We start from the raw sequence: 20,655 nt of genomic DNA on the forward strand, positions 1-20,655 counted from the left end.
TATTGGCATGCTGTAAGTATATTTAAAGTTTTAGATGTTGATATGCGTATTAGTATTGTTGGTTCAGGTCGTGTTGCTACACATTTTGCAAAAGCACTGTCAAAACAACATTATATTGTTCAGATTTATAGTCGTGATTTAAACAATGCACAACGCTTAGCCCAGCAGGTGAATGCTCAGGCAATTGATGCTGTGGATTGTATAGACCCTGAAATTGATTTATTAATTATTGCGGTGAGTGACCAAGCCATTGCTCAAGTCATCCAAACGATTCATTCACAACTTTCGGATGTTTTGATTGTTCATACTTCTGGCAGTACCAATCTCAATATATTGACTGAACACCATGTAAAATCTGGGGTTTTTTATCCCTTACAAACTTTTAGCTTTGAACGTGAAGTGGATTGGCAGAATACCCCGTTGTTTATTGAAACGGCTTTGCAAGAGGATTTGTCTACTTTAACGACGCTAGCAAATAGTCTAAGTAATCAGGTTTATCCATATAATTCAGCGCAGCGGCTGAGCTTACATCTGGCAGGGGTATTTGCCTGTAATTTTACAAATTATTGTTATGACATGGCTAAACAAGTGGTCGATACCCAGCAGGTCAATTTTAATTTACTGTATCCATTAATTTTGGAAACAGCAAAAAAAGCCACTCAAAATGATCCTGAAACAATGCAGACGGGTCCTGCAAGGCGTGGAGATGTGAATATTTTAAATATGCATCAGCGTATGTTACAGGATATGGGGCGGGAAGATCTTAAAGATGCCTATACACTTTTAAGCAAACAGATACAGAAAAAACACTCACTTGATTAAGTGAGTGTTTTATCAATCGTATCTTTTTAAATCAATTGAGATCTAGTTTAAAGCAGCGTGATCTGCACCGATTGTGACAATAACACCAATACAAAACAGGCTACAGTAGATAAAAAACCAGATGATCATGCGTTTAAAGGCTTTGTCTGAAATCGAGCTATCAGCATATTGTGGTTTTTTAGGGCTTTTGTCATCATTCATCGCAAAATCTCTTTCTGCTTAATATAGATTCATTATGGATAGAAACGTATTCACACTGTAGATACAAAAAATTAGAAAAAAACTATAACAGATAAGTAAGCAATGATGAATCTGTTATAAAAATTCAGCTTATGTTGCGACTGATTTACCAATAATATAAATCAATTGGTTTAATGCATTTTGAATCTTTTCATTCATTTCAAATGAACAATTCATCCGAATAAAGTGATTTTGTTGATTGCTAATATTAAATAAGCTGCTCGGCGCGACACTAACACCGTGTTCTAACATGTGCTGATAGATATCATTACTATCGACTTGTTCAGGCAATTCAATCCATAGAAAGTACCCGGAAGGATAATAATTGACATGGCATTGCTCAGGTAAATGGGTTTTTAAATAATTAAAATATTGTTTTTTATAACGTTGTAAGGTGGATCGTAAAGTTTTTAAATGTTTTTCATAATGACGATGAGAGAGGTATTCAACCAAGGCATTTTGGATAAATGAGTTGACTGAAAGGGTGCTCATAAGTTGAGTGTGTTGAATATGTTCAGAGAATTTACCTGCATAGACCCAACCGATACGAAAACCTGCACCTAATGTTTTTGAAAAAGAAGAACAATGTAATACCCAATTTTGTTGATCAAAATACTTCATAGAGAGGGGTTTTTTCTGGTCATAGTAAAGTTCTTCATAGACATCATCTTCAATCAAATAAATTTGATATTGGTTGAGTAACTTCGCCAATTTTAATTTAATTTCGTCACTCACAGTAAAGCCAATTGGATTCTGACCATTTAACATCATCAAACACACTTTAATTGGATATTTTAAAATTGCCTGTTCGAATGCGTCTAAATCAATGCCATGTTCAGGGTGCTCTGGAATAGTAATTACTTTTAATCCAAGTCGTTCAGCCGCTTGCCATGCCCCATAAAAAATCGTTTGTTGTAATAAAATATAGTCCCCAGCTTGTGTAAGTGCTTGCAATGAAAGATTTAATGCATCTAAACCTCCAGACGTAATCACAATATCAGATGGATCAGTGGGGATGCCTTGCATAGCATACTTTTGAGCAATAATTTTTCTCAGTTGATAATTTCCGGGTGGGAGGCTGGGTGTTTGTTCATAGCTACGCCGTTGTCGAGCAAGTTGTCCGAGCGTTTGTATCAGTTTAGCGGAGTAGAGCAACTGGCTATTGGGAAAGGCAGAACCTAAAGGGATAATGTGTTCAGATTGTGTTGATTTTAAATATTTAAAAACAACGGAGTTAATTTCAACTGTTTCATTAATAACATGTAATGTAGTGGGGTGACCTGAGCTTTGTTCTACAACAAAATACCCAGACTTTTCTTTTGAATAAATCAGGCCTTGCGCTTCGAGCTCTTGATAAGCATTCATCACCGTAATCAGGCTTAAACCTGATTGTTCAACCTGTTGACGTAGTGAGGGTAACTTTTCATGTGCTTTCCACGTCCCATTTTCAATCAATAATTTTAGGCTATGGGCCAGTTGTTCAGATTTATACATAGGTCAATGCAAGTGGGTATTTAAAATAACTATAACAGAAGCAATCAGTACAGCTCTATCTGTTATATATTTTTTCTAAAATTTTGTGGCTATATTTCTTTTTGATTTCTTTCCAAAATAGTCGCACGCGATGCAGTATAGAATGAGGCAGGGATATGTTTGTGACGACTCAGTTGAATGTGCTCACACAAGTTTTATGTGAGCATGGTTGCTCTGAAAATGTGATAGAGCAACTCAATCAAAGATTTGTAAACTTAGAAGCAACATTGTTGCGTGCCAAAGTCTTACGTGAATTTTCAAAAAAGAAAAGTACAGTGATTATTCAATCTGCAATTACTTCAAATCATTTGAGTTTGGCTTATTTGTTTTCACCGTTTATTTTGGCGAATTTAAATCAAACAGTGCTTTACTCAACGCTTCTGACTGCACAAGTTCAAGATATTTTAAAACCTTACTATCAGGTGGAAAAAACCATGAACTTGACCAAGGATGATGTCGTTCTAGAAAGTTTAAATCTATTTTTAGACCTACAAGATCAAACATGGGATGCACAGGAATTTGTTTATTTTCAGTTGTTCAAAGCACTGACTCAGGCAGAAATTTATCGTATCTTTTTAATTACAGATCAACCGATCAATCCAGATTATTTGTTTGAAATAGAATGTTTTTTTAAGGTTCGAATTTTCTTGGTAAATCCCGAAAATGATCAAGATGGTCTAAATCTGCAATTAGATCATCATGATCATAAATTAAACATGCAGAAGCTTTTGTTTAAATATAAAGATGATTTTCATGTGGCTTTATGTCGTAAATTTTCAGAAATGAATGCTAAAATTTTAAATTTATCAGGTCTTTATGATTTAGCTCAAGCGCAAAACCTAGTCGAAGATATGTTTTATTCTGAACATATTTATGAAAAACTATCGGTTTATGCTGAATATATGCAAACACGATTACAGAACAATGTGTTTAGTCCAAAATTCAAATCTGTGTCAAGCTTGCAAGCTTAGATGCTGAATAATTGCATAAACAACACTTTGTTAAATTGCTATCTATAAAGATACGACATGAGCAGTGAATACTTAGTTATTAGGTTAAAGTCTAGTCTAAAGCTTTATATTTTAGCGATCAGATAAGTGTTTTTTGAGATGATCTAAAAAGAGCTTCACTTTTTTTGGAATCTTTTGTTGAGATGGTGTGATTGCATAAAAATAAAGTTGCTTTGAATGATAGTCTTCTAAACAGCGAACAATTTTTCCAGCATCTTGATCTTTTTTTGCTAAAAAATCGGGTAAAAATATAATGCCTTGATCTTGTTTACAAAAATCTAAAAGGAAATCGCCACTATTGCATGTCAATTTCGGCGTACAGTAAATAGTTTCTTCTTTTTTATTCTTATTCAGCACAATTTTAGTACTTGAATCGGTTTGTGAATACAACAATAAACTGTGCTGTTTTAACTCATCAATTGTATTGGGTACGCCATATTTTGCAAAATAAGCTGTAGTTGCATAAAAATGTCGATGATAGGTACTAAACAGGTGAGCATTACGCTGATCAATATCCTGACTGATTCTGAGAACAATATCATATTGATCTTCACTGATATTTAAAAACTTATCTGAAAGTAACAAGTCTATTTTGATGTTGGGATACTGTGTCATAAATTTAGAAATGATCTCGGTAAGATGCGCATGTCTAAATGAATGAGGTGCATTGATTCTGAGTTTACCCTCGGGATATTTCTGGTCGTGGGTAAAGTCACTGGTTGCCCATTCAAACTCACTCATAATGACTTTAGAGTGTTGATAAAATTTTTCACCTGAATGAGTTAAATCCATTTTGCGGGTATTGCGGATGAACAGGACCGTATTAAAAATAGTTTCCAAATGGCAAATTCTTTTCGCAACTTGATCTCTAGTAATGTTTAAGTGACGTGATGCACTGCTGAAATTTCCATATTCAACGACACTAATAAAAGTATTGATACAGTCTAATTTATCCATTTAATTTTAAAGTACTCTTCACTTGAATGATTAAAGTAACGCATCATCCTACGCTGATCAATCATTGTATCTTTTTAGGATACAGTTTGTATTTAAAATAGTGTCTAGTGGTTTACGTGTATTTTTGCTTTTATATAAATTCCTTTATAAATGTGTTGCGAATCAAAATGAATAAAGCATTTTTAGAACAACTTACACCTCAAAACTGTCAAATCATCTTTATTGATCAACAACCACAAATGGCTTTTGGCGTACAGTCAATTGATCGTCAAACTTTAAAAAATAATGTGGTGGGATTGGCTAAAGCCGCTCAGGTTTTTAATATTCCAACCACCATTACAACAGTAGAAACAGAAAGTTTTTCGGGACACACTTTTCCAGAATTATTAAATGTGTTCCCTGAAGCACCTTTGCTCGAAAGAACCTCTATGAACTCATGGGATGATCAAAAGGTTCGTGATGCATTGGCAGCCAATCATCGTAAAAAAATTATCGTATCTGGTTTATGGACTGAAGTTTGCAATATTACATTCGCTTTTGGTGCAATGCTGGAAGGTGATTATGAAATTTATATGGTTGCCGATGCTTCAGGTGGAACTTCAAAAGAAGCACATGATTATGCGATGCAACGGATGATTCAAGCAGGTGTGGTTCCTGTAACCTGGCAACAAGTTTTACTTGAGTGGCAACGTGATTGGGCACATCGTGAAACTTATGATGCAGTGATGGACATTGTGCGTGAACATTCGGGTGCATACGGTATGGGCGTAGATTATGCATATACCATGGTACATAAAGCGCCAGAAAGAACCACAACGCAGCATGAAGTTATTGCACCTGTGTCAGCAAAATAAACCTTATGGATATAAATATTCATCTACATGGAGATGATCATGACAGATGTACAGTTAATTCTTAAGAACGGCAAAATTACTACGCTCGACCTGAAACAACCAGAAGTAGATGCAATTGCGATCGTTGACGGAAAAGTGTTTGCCACGGGTGATGAAAATAGCATCATGAAGTTGGCCAAAGCCTCGACAAAAGTGATTGATTTAAATGGTCGTCGCGTTATTCCCGGTTTAAATGATAGCCATCTCCATATTATCCGTGGCGGGCTTAACTATAATATGGAGTTGCGTTGGGAAGGGGTTCCGACGGTTAAAGATGCTTTAAGCTTACTCAAAGAGCAGGCAGAAAATACGCCAGCACCACAATGGGTACGTGTTGTCGGTGGGTGGACTGAATTCCAATTCGCAGAAAAGCGTTTACCAACTTTAGCTGAAATCAATAAAGCTGCACCTGATACCCCTGTTTTTATTCTGCACTTATATGCAAGTGCAATGCTAAACAGAGCAGCATTAGATGTCTTAGGTTTTAATAAAGATACTCCTGATCCACCCGGGGGCAGAATAGAACGCAATGAAAAAGGCGAGCCAACAGGTTTATTATTGGCAACGCCTTCTGCTGCAATTTTGTATTCAACACTGGGTAAGGCACCCAAATTACCCGTCGAAGATCAAGTGAATTCTACTCGACATTTTATGCGTGAGTTAAATCGACTCGGTGTCACTTCTGCGATAGATGCCGGAGGGGGTGGGCAAAACTATCCAGATGATTATGCAGTCATCAATCAATTGCATGAAAAAGATCAAATGACCGTTCGTATTGCTTATAACCTCTTTGCACAAAAAGCCGGTGAAGAGTTAGAAGATTATCAACGATGGACAGAAATGACGTTTCCTGGTGATGGTGATGCATTATTGATGATGAATGGTGCGGGTGAAAACCTGACTTGGTCAGCTGGTGATTTTGAGGATTTTTATGAACCTCGCCCAGATCTTCCAGAAAAAATGGAAACTGAATTAGAAGCTATTGTTGAACATTTGTCTGAGAAGAAATGGCCGTTTCGAATTCACGCCACCTATGATGAAAGCATTAGTCGATTGCTCAATGTTTTTGAACGTGTCAATGGTAAAAAGCCATTTGAAACCCGTTTTATTATTGACCATGCAGAGACGGTTTCAGAAAAAAACATAGAACGGATTGGTGCCCTCGGTGGAGGAATTGCCATTCAACACCGTATGGCGTATCAAGGCGAAATCTTTGTTCAGCGTTATGGTGCCGATGCAGCCAAAGACACGCCTCCGGTAAAAAAAATGCTTGAGTTGGGTGTACCAGTGGGCGCTGGAACAGATGCGACGCGTGTTGCATCATACAATCCTTGGGTCTGTTTGGCATGGTTAACCACAGGTAAAACCGTGGGTGGTTTTACTTTATATGATGAGAAAGACTTACTTGATCGTCAAACAGCGTTAAGACTATGGACCAAAGGATCTGCTTGGTTTTCAGGCGAGCAAAACCATAAAGGCGCTTTAGTCGCAGGGGAACATGCGGACCTAGTTGTACTCTCAGATGACTATCTCACTGTTGAGGGCGATGAAATTCAATTTATTGAATCAGTCATGACGGTGATGGACGGTAAAGTGGTCTATGCGGGTGCCGAATTTAAGCAACAAGATCCACCGATTCCACCCGCATCGCCTGATTGGTCACCAGTCAAGCGATTTGGCGGGCAGTGGCGCCACTCTGAAAATCGTAATGCGCCTTCCTTACAACCCTTACAAAAAGATTCAGCAGTGTGTGCATGTTCTAGCAGCTGTGGCATGCATGGACATTCGCATGCATGGATGCTTGATGTTCCTATCAATGATCAGGATAAAAAATCATTTTGGGGCGCATTAGGCTGTTCTTGTTTTGCTTTTTAAAACCAACCTAAAAAATTCCATCTGAAACTAGGTGGAATTTTATTGGGGGAGAAATTTATGAAAATCTATCTGATCTCTTTGGCCGTTGGGTTGTTGGTTGGCGTGTTGTATTACCTATTAAATGTGAAATCTCCAGCCCCTCCTTTTGTGGCCCTATGCGGTTTATTGGGGATGGTTATTGGCGAACAACTCATGCCAATGATTAAAAACTTATTATCCTAACGATAGGGTGATGCAATAACAGGAGAAAGGGGCAAATGATGCAATTCAGACTAAGTAAGTTATTGAGCTTCAATGCAGGCTATGTCGATACTGCAAGCTTTCTCGCATTGCATGGCTTATTTTCTGCCCACGTGACAGGTAATTTTGTAACATTAGGCGCGGCTTTAGTCTCCGAGAGTCAAACAGGTGCTTGGGCTAAATTGGCAGCACTACCGATGTTCTGTATTACAGTTTTATCGGTCAAATTGTTGGATCAAAAGTTTATCCGACATCAAAACAGTTCATATGCGTTTTTTCTAAAACTGATGTTTTTGCTTTTTAGTATAGTCGCCGTATGTTCCTACTTTTATTTGCCTTTTCCGAAATACGATACCATCATGAGTTTCACTGTAGGCATGTTGTTGGTGGCGGCTATGGCGATTCAAAACGCGATGCACCGTATCCATTGGACGAAAGAATCACCAACAACCGTGATGACGGGTGCTACAACACAATTGATGTTAAATATTGCCGAGCTTTTTTCCAAACCTTCTCAGGAAAAAAGACTGCAAATTCGACAGAGTATTGTTGCAATTTTTCCAACCATGTTGAGTTTTGCACTGGGATGCGCAGTTGCCGCAATCGTATATAAATTTGCACTACTGTGGTTATTTTTGCTTCCCCCAGTTTTATTGCTGATGATTTACATCAATCGGGACAACTATAAAAAAGCTTAGGTTTTGAAAGATCCTAATTCTAATTAATTATTGAATGACGAGTAGAACATGGAAAATATACAAACGACGCCGCCGAGTGGGTTTTGGAAAACATGTCGAGATCCTTTGTTATTGACAATTGTGGGTGGCGCAATTGATACCATTGGCTTTATCGCACTGTTTGGTTTTTTTACTGCGCATGTCACAGGAAACTTAGTCTTAGCTGGTGCTGCTTGGGTCAAAGGTGGGCCTGGGATTTGGATTAAGCTTGGGGCAATTCCCTTATTTATTCTGACTGTTGCCATCACCAAATATTGGATTGATCGTAGCGTACAAAAACATACCACCTTAAGTTATTTATTTTTGGGGGAAGCAATTTTTTTTAATTGGGTTTATGCTTGCGGGTTTATATTTTGAACCGTTTAAAGATGCCAATAGTGTCACTGTCGCAATTACAGGTGGTTTAGGGCTGATCGCCTTAGCTATTCGTAACACTTCAAGTAAAACCTTAATTAAACATATTAGTCCGAGCACCATGATGACGGGAAATACAACACAGTTAGGTATAGATATTTCTAATTATTTAAGAGATCGGAACCATAGCAATATGCAAAAGTTACAGCACAGTTTCAGCATTGTGGTGGGTTTTGTGATTGGCGCATTTTTAGGTGCTTTTTTATATGTGTATCTAGATTTCTGGAGTGTCGCTTTCTTTGTGGCACCCGTGTTGTATCTGTCTTATCTAGCAGCCCAGCAAAGATTTGTCCAACCAAGCCAGTGACTCAATGATGAATAAACGTCAATGAGTAATCATGCTTGATGGAGTTTTGTCATGATTATTGTGACCACGTAGGCGCTTAAAAATTCCCTCAAATATTTATTGGAACAATCGTCTTTTAGTTAAATCAAGCCTTGATTGATTTAACTCGCATTCATCATTCACATTTTTGAGAAATCCAAAAATTAAACCATGTTTTGTCGAATAGCAAAACCAGCATCTGTCATTTATTTAAATTATGGACTTTGTAAAATTAAGGTAAACCTATGTCAAATTTGATTAAATTTACAATTTCTATTGTTTCATTGCTCAGTATACAGTTACATGCTGCTCAATACAGCTTAGACAAAAATAGTCCTTATTTGTTTGGTGATTGGCAGGGGATACGGACTGAACTTTTAAAGCAAGGCATTAAATTAGATGCAAACTTGATTGTAGACAGCGCTTATTTAGTTGATGGTGGCTACAATCCGGGGAGTGATCCTAAATATGCCAGTCAATTTTTAATTGGTTCAACTTTAGATTTAGAAAAGCTGGCAAATTGGGAAGGGATGACATTAAGAGCAACAATCACAGCAAGACAAGGACAAAGTTTATCTTCAGAAGATATTTCTGATCCATCCGCACCACAGCTTGCCAATGTTCAAGCAAATTATGGTCGTGGCAACAGTAAAAGTCGATTGACCGAGTTTTCTTTGGAGAAAAACTTTAAAGAACAGGGGCTCAGTATTAAATTAGGGCGTTTGGGAATGGGTACAGATTTCAATGTGATGTCTTGTGAATTTCAAAATAATTCATTTTGTGCTGCGCAAATGGGAAAATGGCAAAGCGGAATTTGGTATAACTCTCCAATTTCTCAATGGGGTGGTCGTTTAAAATATCAATTTCACCCAGAACTCGCCTTACAAATCGGTGTTTATGAATATAACCCTCAAAATGCTTTAGAACGTCATGGCTGGAATCTGAGTACCCATCAAGCTGATGGTGTCACCATTCCGTTAGAGATGATCTGGCAACCGAAATCATTGATCAATGCATTAGCAGGAACTTATCGCATAGGGGCTATGTATAACACTGCAGATGAAACTAAAAATCAAAAGGATATACGGACGGGGCAGCAACAAAATCATACCTATGGCGCTTGGTTTAATTTTGACCAGCAACTTACTTCAGTTGGTGTAGGAAAGCAGGGCTTACACAGTTTTGCAAATTTTACATTCCATAGCCGTACCACCAACAAGGTGGATCAGTCTCAACAGATCGGTCTAAAGTATTATGGGGTGATAACCAGCCGAGCTGAGGATAATTTGGGTTTTGCGCTTAATCGTATTCATATCAATAATCGTTTTGCAGATGATAAGAAGCAAATTAATGCTGATGCCGAATATAATATTGAATTAAATTATAGTTATTATCCAACAAAATGGCTGATGTTACGTCCAAGCCTGCAATATATTGTTCATCCTGGTGCAACACATGATATCAACAATGCTTGGGTTTTGGCATTGGGGACAAAGCTTAACTTTTAGAATCAAGAATAGTTAATTAAATTTTATCAATGCATGCTGATGTTACGAACACTAGGTATTTATCTATATTGATTATAGATGGGTTTATATACTGCTTGATCCATGCTTATGCCATATAATGTAAGGCAATAAAAAGCCGAAAATAATTCAAAGTATTCTCTTAAATAGAAAATGAAGACTGATTTATTTTTAGTAAAACCACCTTACACAAGCATCTGCTAAAAGTTGCGTAGTATCGAAGCTTACATTTAAAATTGGAGATTGAATGGCGTGTAAGCCCAAGGGAATTTCTGTACAGGCTAAAATAATTGAACCTGCACCTACATCCATAAGCCGTTGACTGAGTTCTTGAAAAATGATACCTGCTTTTTCTGATTCATTCCGTTTAACAGCATAAACTGCAGGCATAAATTTTTTTTCAATTTCTTCTTCAGAATTCATTACATAAGGGATGTTATATTTACTTAATTCACGTTGATATAACTCGGTAGAAAGGGCGCCTTTGGTTGCTAAAATTCCAACTTTATCACCATATTTATAATGATCCAAAATCTGTTGTACAGTAATTTCAATCATATTTAAGATTTCAATATTGGTCTGTTGTTGTAAGTCAGCATGCCAAAAATGTGCGGTGTTACATGGAATTGCCACTTTAGCAACACCACTACGTTCTAAAATTTTTAATCCATGTAACATGGCTTTGAAAGGACTTTCACCTAAGTTTTTAAGTGCAAGTTGTCGGTCAGGAATTCCACCATGATTCCAAACAATAGTTGGAATATGTTCCTGATCTTTAGTTGCAGGGCTTGCATCGAGCAGGCGCTGTTGAAAATCAACTGCAGCACCTGGCCCCATGCCACCTAGGATTCCGAGCGTAGGAAATTCTGAAAAATCAATCATTTTACAAGCGGTATGCGTCTTTGTGAGAGAATGCTTTACGGTACCCAAATAAGCCTACAGCACCACCAGTATGCAGAAAGATCACTTTATCGTTTTTAGTGAAATAACCTTGGCGAATTAGGCCTACTAAACCTGCAAAACCTTTACCTGAGTAAACTGGGTCAAGCAAAATACCTTCAGTTCTGGCAAGGAGTTCAACAGCTTCAACCATGCTGTCTGTTGGGATACCGTAACCATCGCCAACATAGTCACTATTTGCCACAACTTTTTCACGTGCGATAAGATCAGCACTCAAACCAAGATGTTCTAAAGTTGAGCGAGTAAGTTTATAGACGTTTTCTTCTTGTTTAGATTTTTCAGCACGAACGCTGATACCTAACACAGGTAAGTTAGAATTTGTTGCAACAATACCCGCTAAAAGACCTGCTTGAGTTCCAGTACTCCCTGTTGCATGTACAAGATGAGTTGGGGCAAGTTGGATCTGGTTGAGTTGGTTAATTAATTCAATTGCAGTAGATACATAACCTAAAGCACCAATAGCGTTTGAGCCTCCACCTGGAATAATATAAGGGCGTTCACCTTGTGCTTCTAATTCTTTTGCTTTTGCTTCTAAAGCAGCAGCCATGTCTGTACCGCCAGGAACAACTTCAATTGATATGGCACCTAAAATTTCGTCCAGCAATAAGTTCCCATTGTTGTAATATTCATCTGCAGCATCACTGACGCGTTGTTCAAGTAAAACAGATGCTTTTAAGCCGAATTTATTTGCTGCAGCAATGGTTTGACGAACATGGTTAGATTGAGTTGCACCTTGAGTAATCACATGTGTTGCGCCTTTTGCAATTGCATCGCCTATTAGAAATTCTAATTTACGGGTTTTATTTCCACCAGTAGCAAGACCTGTTGCATCATCGCGTTTGATATAAATTTCAGGACCGTTTAATGCTTTGGTTAAGTTAGGTAAAAACTCAAGAGGAGTAGGTGCATGAACAAGTTTAACGCGGGGTAAATGACTTAATAACATAAAAGTGTCCTGTAGATTTAGTGTATGTAATCAATCATGCGGTTAACTTCTTTGCGCATAATTTCTAAAATATGTTTTTTGGCTTCAATGAATTCTGGCTGTGGAGCAATATTTTCAATCGTACGTGTATGGGGTAAATTGACTTGAATATCTTCTGCAATACGCCCAGGATGTCCTGCCATTAAGATAATGCGATCTGCTAAAAGTAAAGATTCGTCTATATCATGAGTGACAAATAAAACGGTCGTTTTGTTATCTTGCCAAAGCTTAGTTAATGTTTCCTGCATCAAAATACGTGTTTGAGCATCCAAAGCACCAAAGGGTTCATCCATGAGTAAAATTTTTGGTTTCATGACCCAAGCACGGGCAAGTGCAACACGTTGTTTCATCCCCCCTGAAATTTGCCAAACGCGATGATTTTCAAATTTTTTTAAACCTGTTTTTTCTAAGTAATATTCAGTTTGTTCGGTAATGTATTTAGGCTCTCCCTTTAATTGCTTAAGGGGAAAATAAATATTTTCTTTCACTGTAAGCCAAGGGAATAATTGTGCTTGTTGGAATACAACAGCTCGATCAATGCCTGGTGCTGAAATAGGTTGACCATCTACATAAATGTTACCAGAGCTAGGTTTTTCAAAACCTGCAAGTAAGTTCAAAATAGTTGATTTACCGCAGCCAGATGGACCAAGTAAACAAACGAACTGACCCTCAGAAATTTCTAAGTTAATGTCTTTTAGAACCGTATTTTCAGATTTGTTTTGCTTGAATGTTTTTTGAACATTATTTAGCTGAATAAATGTTTGAGTCATTATACTTTTCCTGTCCAAGGTGCCCATTTTTGCTGTGCTTTTACAATGAGCCAATCTAAAATAAAGCCAATTGTTCCAAGTAAAATAATACCGACAATCACAACATCAGTACGTAAGTATGAGCCCGCGTTAATGATCATCCATCCTAAACCTGACGTTGCAGCAACCATCTCAGCCGCAATTAATGAGGTCCAACCAATACCAATCGATAAGCGAATCGTGGTGAAAATTTCAGGAAGTGAAGAGGGTAAAATGACACGAAATAAGATTGATGCTTTTCCTAGTCCCATTGTTTGTGCAGCTTGAATTAAACCCTGTGGAACGTTTTGGCTTGCTGCAGTTGCGCCAACAATTACACTAAGTAAAGTAGCAATAAAGATTAGGAAAAATTTTGATGCCTCACCAATCCCCAACCACACAACAACTAATGGGATTAAAGCAATTTTAGGAATAGGGCGTAAAAATTGTACGAATGGATCTAAAATGGCATTGAGTACAGGACTACGGCCCATTAACAACCCCAAAGGAACACCAATAATAATGGCAATGAAAAATGCAAAAAATGCACGTGCCGTACTCACTAAAATGTGTTGATAAAATGGAGCATCTCGATAACCGTTTTGAAATAAATCTAAAACTGTATCTACTATTTGTAAGGGGGATGGCAATAAAATGGGTGACACAAGTTTAAAGGTACACACAAGCTGCCAAATAACAACAAAAGTGATTAGTGATAATGCACTAATTACTTTTGCTTTAAACGGGTTCAACTGACTCATTCTATAACCTTATTTAGTTGCTTCGATAAGGTATTTACTGTCGATATTGGGCGCATAACTTTTTGGAACATCAGACTGTTTTAGCTCGCCGATACCGACTAAAAATTTAGCAATATCTTGAGTTGCTTTTGCCAAGCCTGAGTTTTCATCGTTTGATGTTGTACCTAGGTACTTTTCAGATGCTTGATCTTTCAAAGGAATGTAATCAATACCTGCCAATGTAGTTTCAACTTGCTCGTATGGAAGGTTTAAGTATTTAGAAATTTTTTCAGAAGCTAATTTCGGATCTTTTTTATATTCATCAACTTGTTCTTGGTATGCTTTTAAAAACTTAATCACAAGATCGGGGTGTTTTTCTGCAAACTCTTTGCGGACAGCGAAGTTGTTATAAACCAAAATGCCTTGTTCATTTAGTGTCGTTGTACGATAAATCTCTTTGCCACCTTGTTTTTCTAATTGTTGTGTAAATGGGCCCCAAACATAGGCAGCATCAATATCGCCACGAGTCCATGCAGAAACAATTTCAGCAGGTTTAAGTGGTAATAATTTGATTTTTGATTTATCAATTTTATTTAATGTAAGTGCTTGTTCTAATGCATATTGTGCAGTTGAGTTTGCAGGGAAAGCAACTTTTTTACCCACTAAGTCTTGTAGAGTTTTAATTTCAGGTCGAACAATCAAACGCTCTGCACTTGAAATTAGACCCTCTAAGCCAATGACTTCAATGGGTAATCCGCGAGTGATCCCTGCAACAGCAGGACTTGAACCAAAACGGGCGATATCAATTTCATTGGCAGCAAAGTAATTAATCACATCTGCTCCCGATGCAAATTCAACCCACTTAATTTTGGTGCCTAAAGCTTTTTCAAAATCTCCGTCGGCTTTACCTAGGACCCAGACACGGGGACCACCACCCCAAGCAAAACGGACCTCTTGTGGTTGTTCTGCTGTTTGTGACGCTTCAGCTTTGGGTTCATTGTTTTGTGGCGATTTATTTCCACAACCAACTAAAAGTGTAAAACTGAGAATACCGAGGGACAAAGCCAAATTTTTAAAATGAAAACCTGTTGTATTCAACATTTTTCTTTCCAGTGTTTTTGAAATTTCTCCGATCTTAATGAGAATTTTAAATTAATAAAAATATGAAAAAATGGAATAGTTATATATAAAATAGATGTTATCTTTATGAATAAAAAAGAAATATTTATAGTTTTTAAAAGTAAAGATTATACCTTGTAGTCAAATTTTTAAGATGATGTGCTTTTAAAGCATAGGTAGAAATTTGATTATAAAATCATTTATTTAAATAATTGATGATCACATTCTGATTACTTCAAGTAAAAAATATCAAAAATACACATGCTGGTTTTCGTATTGATAAGTACTTTCGGACCAAGCCTATAAGTTTAATTAAAAAGGGTGATTAAAATGAGAATGATCAATTAACAAACAAACTAAAATTTGGTTTGATTAACATTCATTTAACTTATCTAACTAGGTATATGAATTTTAAACCATTATTAGATTAGGAGGTAATGAACATGTGCTTGATCAAAATTGTGGAATATTAAAGCCAATCAGTTACGCACAAAAAATGTATAAGTAATTAGCCTCTCCATTAAAAATATATTATTGAATATATCTTTAGTGATGGCTTTATAAAATGAAGTCAGGTGACTTTAGCTTAAATTCTTCTTTAATGATGATAATTTTAATATAATAGGCAAAATTTTTGTTAGGTTTCATTTGTGACAGCACAAAAAATTCAAAGTATTGCATTGCAGCGATTCGCAAAACAAGGCTTTACTGCAACATCAATGAATGAAATAGCCGAAGACGTTGGCATTAAAAAACCCTCTATTTATGCACATTTCAAAAATAAAGATGATTTATATTTGAGTCTAATTCCGATTATGATTAATCATGAACTGACTTATGCAAAAAATACATTAACTGGTGGAGAAAATTTTCATCAACAACTTTGTGCATATTTCTGCAGCATAGGTGAACGATTTGATGCTTCATATGATGTACAATTTTGGATGAATGCGCTCATTAACCCACCACAGCATATTTATGATCAAGTGATTGATCCGATGCATATATTTATGGATGATTTGGAGAATATCTTTAAAAACGTATTCCCTGAAAATATAGAAAACAAGAAGTTTGATTCAACAACTTTGGCTCGACTGTGCATGTGTTTTGTAGATGCTTTGCAAAGTGAGCTCATTTATGGTGGTAAAGATAAATATAAAAAAAGATTAGATGCGATCTTAAAAGCACTTGAGGTGTTAATCGGTTAAAAGGTGCTAAATATCTAATATTAGATATTTAGCACTATCTATTTTTAAGCATTTTTATGAGCAATTGTATTTAATATAATCATACAAAAAGCACATATAAGTAAAGTTACAGGAAGGACGAGGATATTTTCTGTTGCAAGACTGGCAATAAAACCAATAACTGCTCCGAAACTATATTGAAGTAAGCCAATTAAAGCTGAAGCGATTCCTGCTAAGTGATGTTGTACCTGTTGCATGGTCAGTGCTGTAAGATTACCAAATAAAAGCCCTGTAGAACTAATAACCACAGTCAGTAATAGGGTGTAAGCCCATAAACTTGGTGTATACAGTAACGTTACTAGGCTAAGCATAAGTGTAAAAAACATTAAAATAATAGAGCCTAGCTTTAAAACTTGGTAAGCAGACCATCCTCTATTCAATAACCAAATTGAAAGCTGACCAAAGATGATGAAACACAGTGCATTGAGTGCAAAGAGATAACTATAATGTTCAGGGCTGACTGAGTAATGTTGAATAAAAATATAGGGTGAATTGCTAATGTAGAAGAAGAACCCACCGAGTAGAAAGCCTCCAGCAAGGGTAAAACTGAAATAGCTTTTATTTCTACATAGAAGATAGTAATTTTTGAAAATATTTTTTAGATTTAAGGGTTGTCTATTCGAAAGAGCTAATGTTTCTGGAACAGATATACTACTCCACACCAATAACATAAAAGATAGTAAGGCTAATGTATAAAAAATAATATGCCATGTGCCGTAGTTCAAAAGTTGACTTCCAACCAAAGGGGCAATGATTGGAATGACCATCATGACTTGCATTAACACAGAAAAATGGCGAGCTGCATCTTGCTCATTACAAATATCGCTAATAATTGCTCTAGGTGTGACCAGACCAGACGCAGCACCAATGGCTTGAAGAAAGCGTGCGAACAATAATAGTTCAAGTGAAGTTGCGACTGCTGCGAGCAGAGAACCCAAAATAAAAATAATTAAACCAATTAATAATGGAATTCTTCGACCAAAACGATCAAGAAATGGTCCATATAAGCCTTGGCCAACAGCTAAACCTACTAAAAAAATTGATAATGTTTGTTGAATTTGACTGGTAGATACCTGTAATGAGGTCGCTATCACTGGAAATGCGGGCACATAAATATCAATTGCTAAGGCATCTAAAGCAGTTAATAGTGAGAGTAATATGATAAATGAAGCACTCATTTTGTGAGTCTTTAAGTGACCTTGCATAAAATTTCACCAAATTTGTATATTTAAAACTACCTAACGGTAGGTAGTTTATTTTTGTTTGTTTTTAAAATCAACCAAAATACGATTTTTAATGGAGTTAAAGAGCAGGGTGCCAAAGGTAGCTTTATATGTATAAAAAAAATCCTTACTAAATAATCTTTTAAAATGAACCAACTATCGTCATTAAATTACAACATATAAAATAATAGTCACGCTGAGTGAATGCTGAAAGTATTAGTCAAAGCGCTTGATGTAAAATTACATGCAAGAGGAGTATGTTGTTTTAGAACCGGTTTCAATTTGTAGCCGTTCAGACTTTGATCTGACAATTATCAATATTTGTTTGAATATCAAAAAATGACCATTATTTAATTGACCTTTAGCCCTGATTTCTTCTCTTGATTCTTATCCGGCTGAATTTTGCGCTGAGTAGAGACTATGGCTCGTATGAGGTCTTATATTTATGTTTTGATTGTTTGAATTAATTATTTTTAGAACAAGAATTAACTCGAATAATTACCTAAATTTAGATGTAAAAATAGGGTTAAATAATTGATATTTAACCCTATAATATTTAATTGTAGACTCAGTCTAGTTTTCTTAGATCATTAATTTATTTTCTTAAAAATAAAGTCATTAATCTTATGGCCTGCCTCAATACCACGACGTTCAAACTTGGTTTGTGGACGCCATTCAGGACGAGGATAGCTATTGCCTTTGCCTGCTAAGTTTTCTAAACGAGGGCGATTGTCTAAAACATCGAGCATCCATTCAGCATAGGGTTCCCAGTCTGTTGCAGCATGGAATGTACCACCGATTTCAAGTTTTTCTTCAACCAATGGCATACGATCATGAGAAACAAAACGACGTTTAAAATGACGTTTTTTCTGCCAAGGATCAGGGAAATAAAGTTGAACCGTATTGATACTATTGTCAGGCATTTCTCGTAAAACTTGAATTGCATCTGCATCTAAAACACGGAGGTTTTTAACTTCCGCCATACCTGCTTCATAAACACATTGCGCAATACCAGGTACATGCACTTCGATTCCAACAAAATTACGTTCAGGATTGGCTTTTGCCATCAGAACCAAAGAACGGCCCATACCAAAACCAATTTCTACCGTAAGTGGACGTTCAGGATGTTCAAAGTGTTGACGTAAATCGCCGACAGGGTATTCCAAAATTAAATCACGATGTTGTTCAAGCGCAGTACGTTGTGAAGTATTGAGTGGTGACGATCTACGCATAAATGTCACAATTTCACGGTGTTCTTGCAAATTGTCTAATTCTACAATTTGTGCTTCAATTTGATCGTTTGACATGATTTAGGTAATACTAGAAATCTAAAAGGCGTATTGTAAGTGCTGAGCTTCGCAAGTCAAATTTTTTATAGAATTTCATTCAATTCTAATAAATTTACAATGAAAACTGGATAAAATAAAATCACTATCGAGCGCTGAGTCAGAGAGTATTGCTGTTACTCAAAGAGTCGTTATGTTCATTTAGACTTTGTCTAATTAACTCGATTAATTCGCGCGATGCTTTAGGTAGTGCTTTATCTTTTAACCAAATCAGATAAATCGGAACAGAAAGTTGATTGTAGGTATTTTTAAAATCAATTTGGATTAAACGCCCATCATCAATATGTGACTTAACCAATGAATATGGAAAATTTCCCCATCCTAAGCCGATCTCAACCATATCAATCGCCGTTTGTAGATCATTGGTTCGCCAGTAAGATGCAGCAATTACCGATCTCAAATCTGCAATATCAAGCGCACTACTCGCAACAACAATTTGCCGAACATTAACCAAATCCTCGATATAAATAGGATGAACTGCTTGATTCATCAAGGCATGATTTGCAGATATAGTTGCAACAACAACCTCCATGCTGACCAACTGCAAATGTTCTTGCATTTTGATATGTTGCCCTGAACCCGCTAAACAAATTGTGATTTGTTCTGAATACAGTAAATGCAAAATATCATCTTGTGGCGCAGTAATGATTTCGATATTGAGCAACGGGTATTTTGATGCAAGTTTATCAATAGATTGTAAAAGTTTCTGATTGTTTACATCCGATACAACACCTATTTTTAAAGTACTCTCCAAACCTAAGGACAGTTCATAAGCATGCTTACTCAATTGTTTTAATTGTTCTGAGATGATTCTTGCTTGTGGGGCTAAGGCAAGTGCTGAAGCTGTTGGAATCACTTTGCGGGGTGTTCTTTCAAACAGCTGTAAGCCTAATTCTGCTTCGATATTTGCGATACCCATACTGACGGCTGATGGTACTCGATTTAAGGCACGAGCCGCAGCAGAAAAAGAGCCTGTATCCAGTACTTTTACAAATAATTCTATATTTTCGCTGGTGAAATTCATAATTGGTATCAGTCAAACTGAAAGCTATTGTCTTTATCTATTATTATAACTGAAATTAAAATAGCTTTTTTGAAAATCTGTTTGGGTAAGTTTATGCAAGGTCTTAAACGTAGAGTAATTTATGTAAGTACCTATGAAATCATTGGATTAGGTATTTCTTCTTTAGGGCTGGCACTACTTTCGGGTACACAATTAACCCATACGGGGCCTTTGGCTTTCCTGATTACCACGATTGCTGTGAGCTGGAACTTTATTTATAACTTAATTTTTGAAGCATGGGAAAGACGCCAAACTTTACGTCAACGTACAGTAAAACGCCGTATAGCTCATGCGATTGGGTTTCAATTAACCTTGGTGGTTTTTCTTATTCCATTGATTGCATGGTGGATGAATATTAGTTTTCTAGAGGCATTTTTATTAGATGCGGCTTTAATTGTTATCATTCCAATTTATACCTTTATTTTTAATTGGTCTTTTGATCGATTATTTGGTGTCCCACTTTCCGCTCAAGCTTAAAAATGTAGTTGTTTCTGCTTAAGTTATTTGCCCATTCAATTGAATGGGCAATAATTCAGGTTTTTTCTAGCACAATAATTTCTATTTAACGCTTTAAATTTATACGACAGCTCATGTCGCAACAATAAAGAAATC

Annotated in this window: 20 protein-coding genes and 1 pseudogene; 10 read left to right on the top strand and 11 right to left on the bottom strand. The window is 36.5% G+C overall.

What is annotated here, in order from left to right:
- The first annotated feature begins 42 nt into the window (after positions 1-42).
- Positions 43-822, top strand: coding sequence for a Rossmann-like and DUF2520 domain-containing protein (locus tag ASC84_RS00340; protein ID WP_056510565.1), 780 nt, complete (start codon positions 43-45; stop codon positions 820-822).
- A 42-nt stretch (positions 823-864) separates the two neighbouring features.
- Here the strand turns inward: ASC84_RS00340 and ASC84_RS22850 are convergent, their stop codons facing one another.
- The gene (locus ASC84_RS22850; protein ID WP_004721086.1) at positions 865-1,023 is read right to left on the bottom strand and encodes a hypothetical protein; all 159 of its coding nucleotides are present in this window, start codon (positions 1,021-1,023) and stop codon (positions 865-867) included.
- 129 nt (positions 1,024-1,152) lie between these two features.
- A complete protein-coding gene (locus ASC84_RS00345; RefSeq protein WP_056510567.1) occupies positions 1,153-2,556 on the bottom strand; it encodes a PLP-dependent aminotransferase family protein in 1,404 nt (467 codons plus the stop codon).
- 155 nt (positions 2,557-2,711) lie between these two features.
- Between ASC84_RS00345 and ASC84_RS00350 the strand changes: the two genes are divergently transcribed.
- On the top strand, positions 2,712-3,566 hold the full coding sequence (locus ASC84_RS00350; RefSeq protein ID WP_056510576.1) for a hypothetical protein: 855 nt from the start codon (positions 2,712-2,714) through the stop codon (positions 3,564-3,566).
- A gap of 111 nt (positions 3,567-3,677) precedes the next feature.
- On the opposite strand, the gene ASC84_RS00355 is transcribed toward ASC84_RS00350, so the two are convergent.
- Positions 3,678-4,562, bottom strand: coding sequence for a LysR family transcriptional regulator (locus tag ASC84_RS00355; protein WP_004721080.1), 885 nt, complete (start codon positions 4,560-4,562; stop codon positions 3,678-3,680).
- Positions 4,563-4,729: 167 nt separating this feature from the next.
- On the opposite strand from ASC84_RS00355, the gene ASC84_RS00360 reads away from it, so the two are divergent.
- The 6 genes and pseudogenes from ASC84_RS00360 to ASC84_RS00380 all read left to right on the top strand — a co-directional run bounded on the left by ASC84_RS00360 (position 4,730) and on the right by ASC84_RS00380 (position 10,554).
- Positions 4,730-5,416, top strand: coding sequence for a hydrolase (locus ASC84_RS00360; protein ID WP_004821006.1), 687 nt, complete (start codon positions 4,730-4,732; stop codon positions 5,414-5,416).
- A gap of 39 nt (positions 5,417-5,455) precedes the next feature.
- The gene (locus ASC84_RS00365; RefSeq protein WP_056511851.1) at positions 5,456-7,330 is read left to right on the top strand and encodes an amidohydrolase; all 1,875 of its coding nucleotides are present in this window, start codon (positions 5,456-5,458) and stop codon (positions 7,328-7,330) included.
- A gap of 57 nt (positions 7,331-7,387) precedes the next feature.
- Complete coding sequence (locus ASC84_RS22070) at positions 7,388-7,552, top strand: DUF1427 family protein (RefSeq protein ID WP_004721074.1); 165 nt, start codon at positions 7,388-7,390, stop codon at positions 7,550-7,552.
- Between the two features lie 38 nt (positions 7,553-7,590).
- Complete coding sequence (locus tag ASC84_RS00370; protein WP_227515068.1) at positions 7,591-8,268, top strand: YoaK family protein; 678 nt, start codon at positions 7,591-7,593, stop codon at positions 8,266-8,268.
- 48 nt (positions 8,269-8,316) lie between these two features.
- Positions 8,317-9,028, top strand: a pseudogene (locus tag ASC84_RS00375) (YoaK family protein).
- A gap of 263 nt (positions 9,029-9,291) precedes the next feature.
- A complete protein-coding gene (locus tag ASC84_RS00380) occupies positions 9,292-10,554 on the top strand; it encodes a carbohydrate porin (protein WP_056510579.1) in 1,263 nt (420 codons plus the stop codon).
- 189 nt (positions 10,555-10,743) lie between these two features.
- Here the strand turns inward: ASC84_RS00380 and ASC84_RS00385 are convergent, their stop codons facing one another.
- The 5 genes from ASC84_RS00385 to ASC84_RS00405 are packed head-to-tail and all read right to left on the bottom strand — an operon-like array spanning position 10,744 to position 15,146.
- Positions 10,744-11,454 (bottom strand): aspartate/glutamate racemase family protein, encoded by a 711-nt coding sequence (locus ASC84_RS00385; RefSeq protein WP_056510580.1) that lies wholly within the window; start codon positions 11,452-11,454, stop codon positions 10,744-10,746.
- Position 11,455: 1 nt separating this feature from the next.
- The gene (locus ASC84_RS00390; protein ID WP_056510583.1) at positions 11,456-12,478 is read right to left on the bottom strand and encodes a D-cysteine desulfhydrase; all 1,023 of its coding nucleotides are present in this window, start codon (positions 12,476-12,478) and stop codon (positions 11,456-11,458) included.
- A 17-nt stretch (positions 12,479-12,495) separates the two neighbouring features.
- Positions 12,496-13,287, bottom strand: coding sequence for an ABC transporter ATP-binding protein (locus tag ASC84_RS00395; RefSeq protein WP_056510588.1), 792 nt, complete (start codon positions 13,285-13,287; stop codon positions 12,496-12,498).
- Positions 13,287-14,066, bottom strand: a complete 780-nt coding sequence (locus ASC84_RS00400) for an ABC transporter permease (protein WP_056510591.1) — start codon at positions 14,064-14,066, stop codon at positions 13,287-13,289. The genes ASC84_RS00395 and ASC84_RS00400 overlap by 1 nt, the downstream gene beginning before the upstream one ends.
- A gap of 9 nt (positions 14,067-14,075) precedes the next feature.
- Positions 14,076-15,146, bottom strand: a complete 1,071-nt coding sequence (locus ASC84_RS00405) for an ABC transporter substrate-binding protein (protein ID WP_056510594.1) — start codon at positions 15,144-15,146, stop codon at positions 14,076-14,078.
- A 668-nt stretch (positions 15,147-15,814) separates the two neighbouring features.
- Between ASC84_RS00405 and ASC84_RS00410 the strand changes: the two genes are divergently transcribed.
- On the top strand, positions 15,815-16,372 hold the full coding sequence (locus ASC84_RS00410; RefSeq protein ID WP_056510597.1) for a TetR/AcrR family transcriptional regulator: 558 nt from the start codon (positions 15,815-15,817) through the stop codon (positions 16,370-16,372).
- A 44-nt stretch (positions 16,373-16,416) separates the two neighbouring features.
- Here the strand turns inward: ASC84_RS00410 and ASC84_RS00415 are convergent, their stop codons facing one another.
- The 3 genes from ASC84_RS00415 to ASC84_RS00425 all read right to left on the bottom strand — a co-directional run bounded on the left by ASC84_RS00415 (position 16,417) and on the right by ASC84_RS00425 (position 20,004).
- On the bottom strand, positions 16,417-17,616 hold the full coding sequence (locus ASC84_RS00415) for a multidrug effflux MFS transporter (RefSeq protein WP_056510600.1): 1,200 nt from the start codon (positions 17,614-17,616) through the stop codon (positions 16,417-16,419).
- A gap of 608 nt (positions 17,617-18,224) precedes the next feature.
- On the bottom strand, positions 18,225-18,941 hold the full coding sequence (gene trmB / locus ASC84_RS00420; RefSeq protein ID WP_004821023.1) for a tRNA (guanosine(46)-N7)-methyltransferase TrmB: 717 nt from the start codon (positions 18,939-18,941) through the stop codon (positions 18,225-18,227).
- 139 nt (positions 18,942-19,080) lie between these two features.
- Complete coding sequence (locus ASC84_RS00425) at positions 19,081-20,004, bottom strand: LysR family transcriptional regulator (protein WP_004721057.1); 924 nt, start codon at positions 20,002-20,004, stop codon at positions 19,081-19,083.
- A 93-nt stretch (positions 20,005-20,097) separates the two neighbouring features.
- Between ASC84_RS00425 and ASC84_RS00430 the strand changes: the two genes are divergently transcribed.
- Positions 20,098-20,520, top strand: coding sequence for a PACE efflux transporter (locus ASC84_RS00430; RefSeq protein ID WP_004721056.1), 423 nt, complete (start codon positions 20,098-20,100; stop codon positions 20,518-20,520).
- The last annotated feature ends 135 nt before the right edge of the window (positions 20,521-20,655 follow it).

It is taken from the genome of Acinetobacter sp. Root1280, from assembly GCF_001425285.1.
Taxonomy (GTDB): Bacteria; Pseudomonadota; Gammaproteobacteria; order Pseudomonadales; family Moraxellaceae; genus Acinetobacter; species Acinetobacter guillouiae.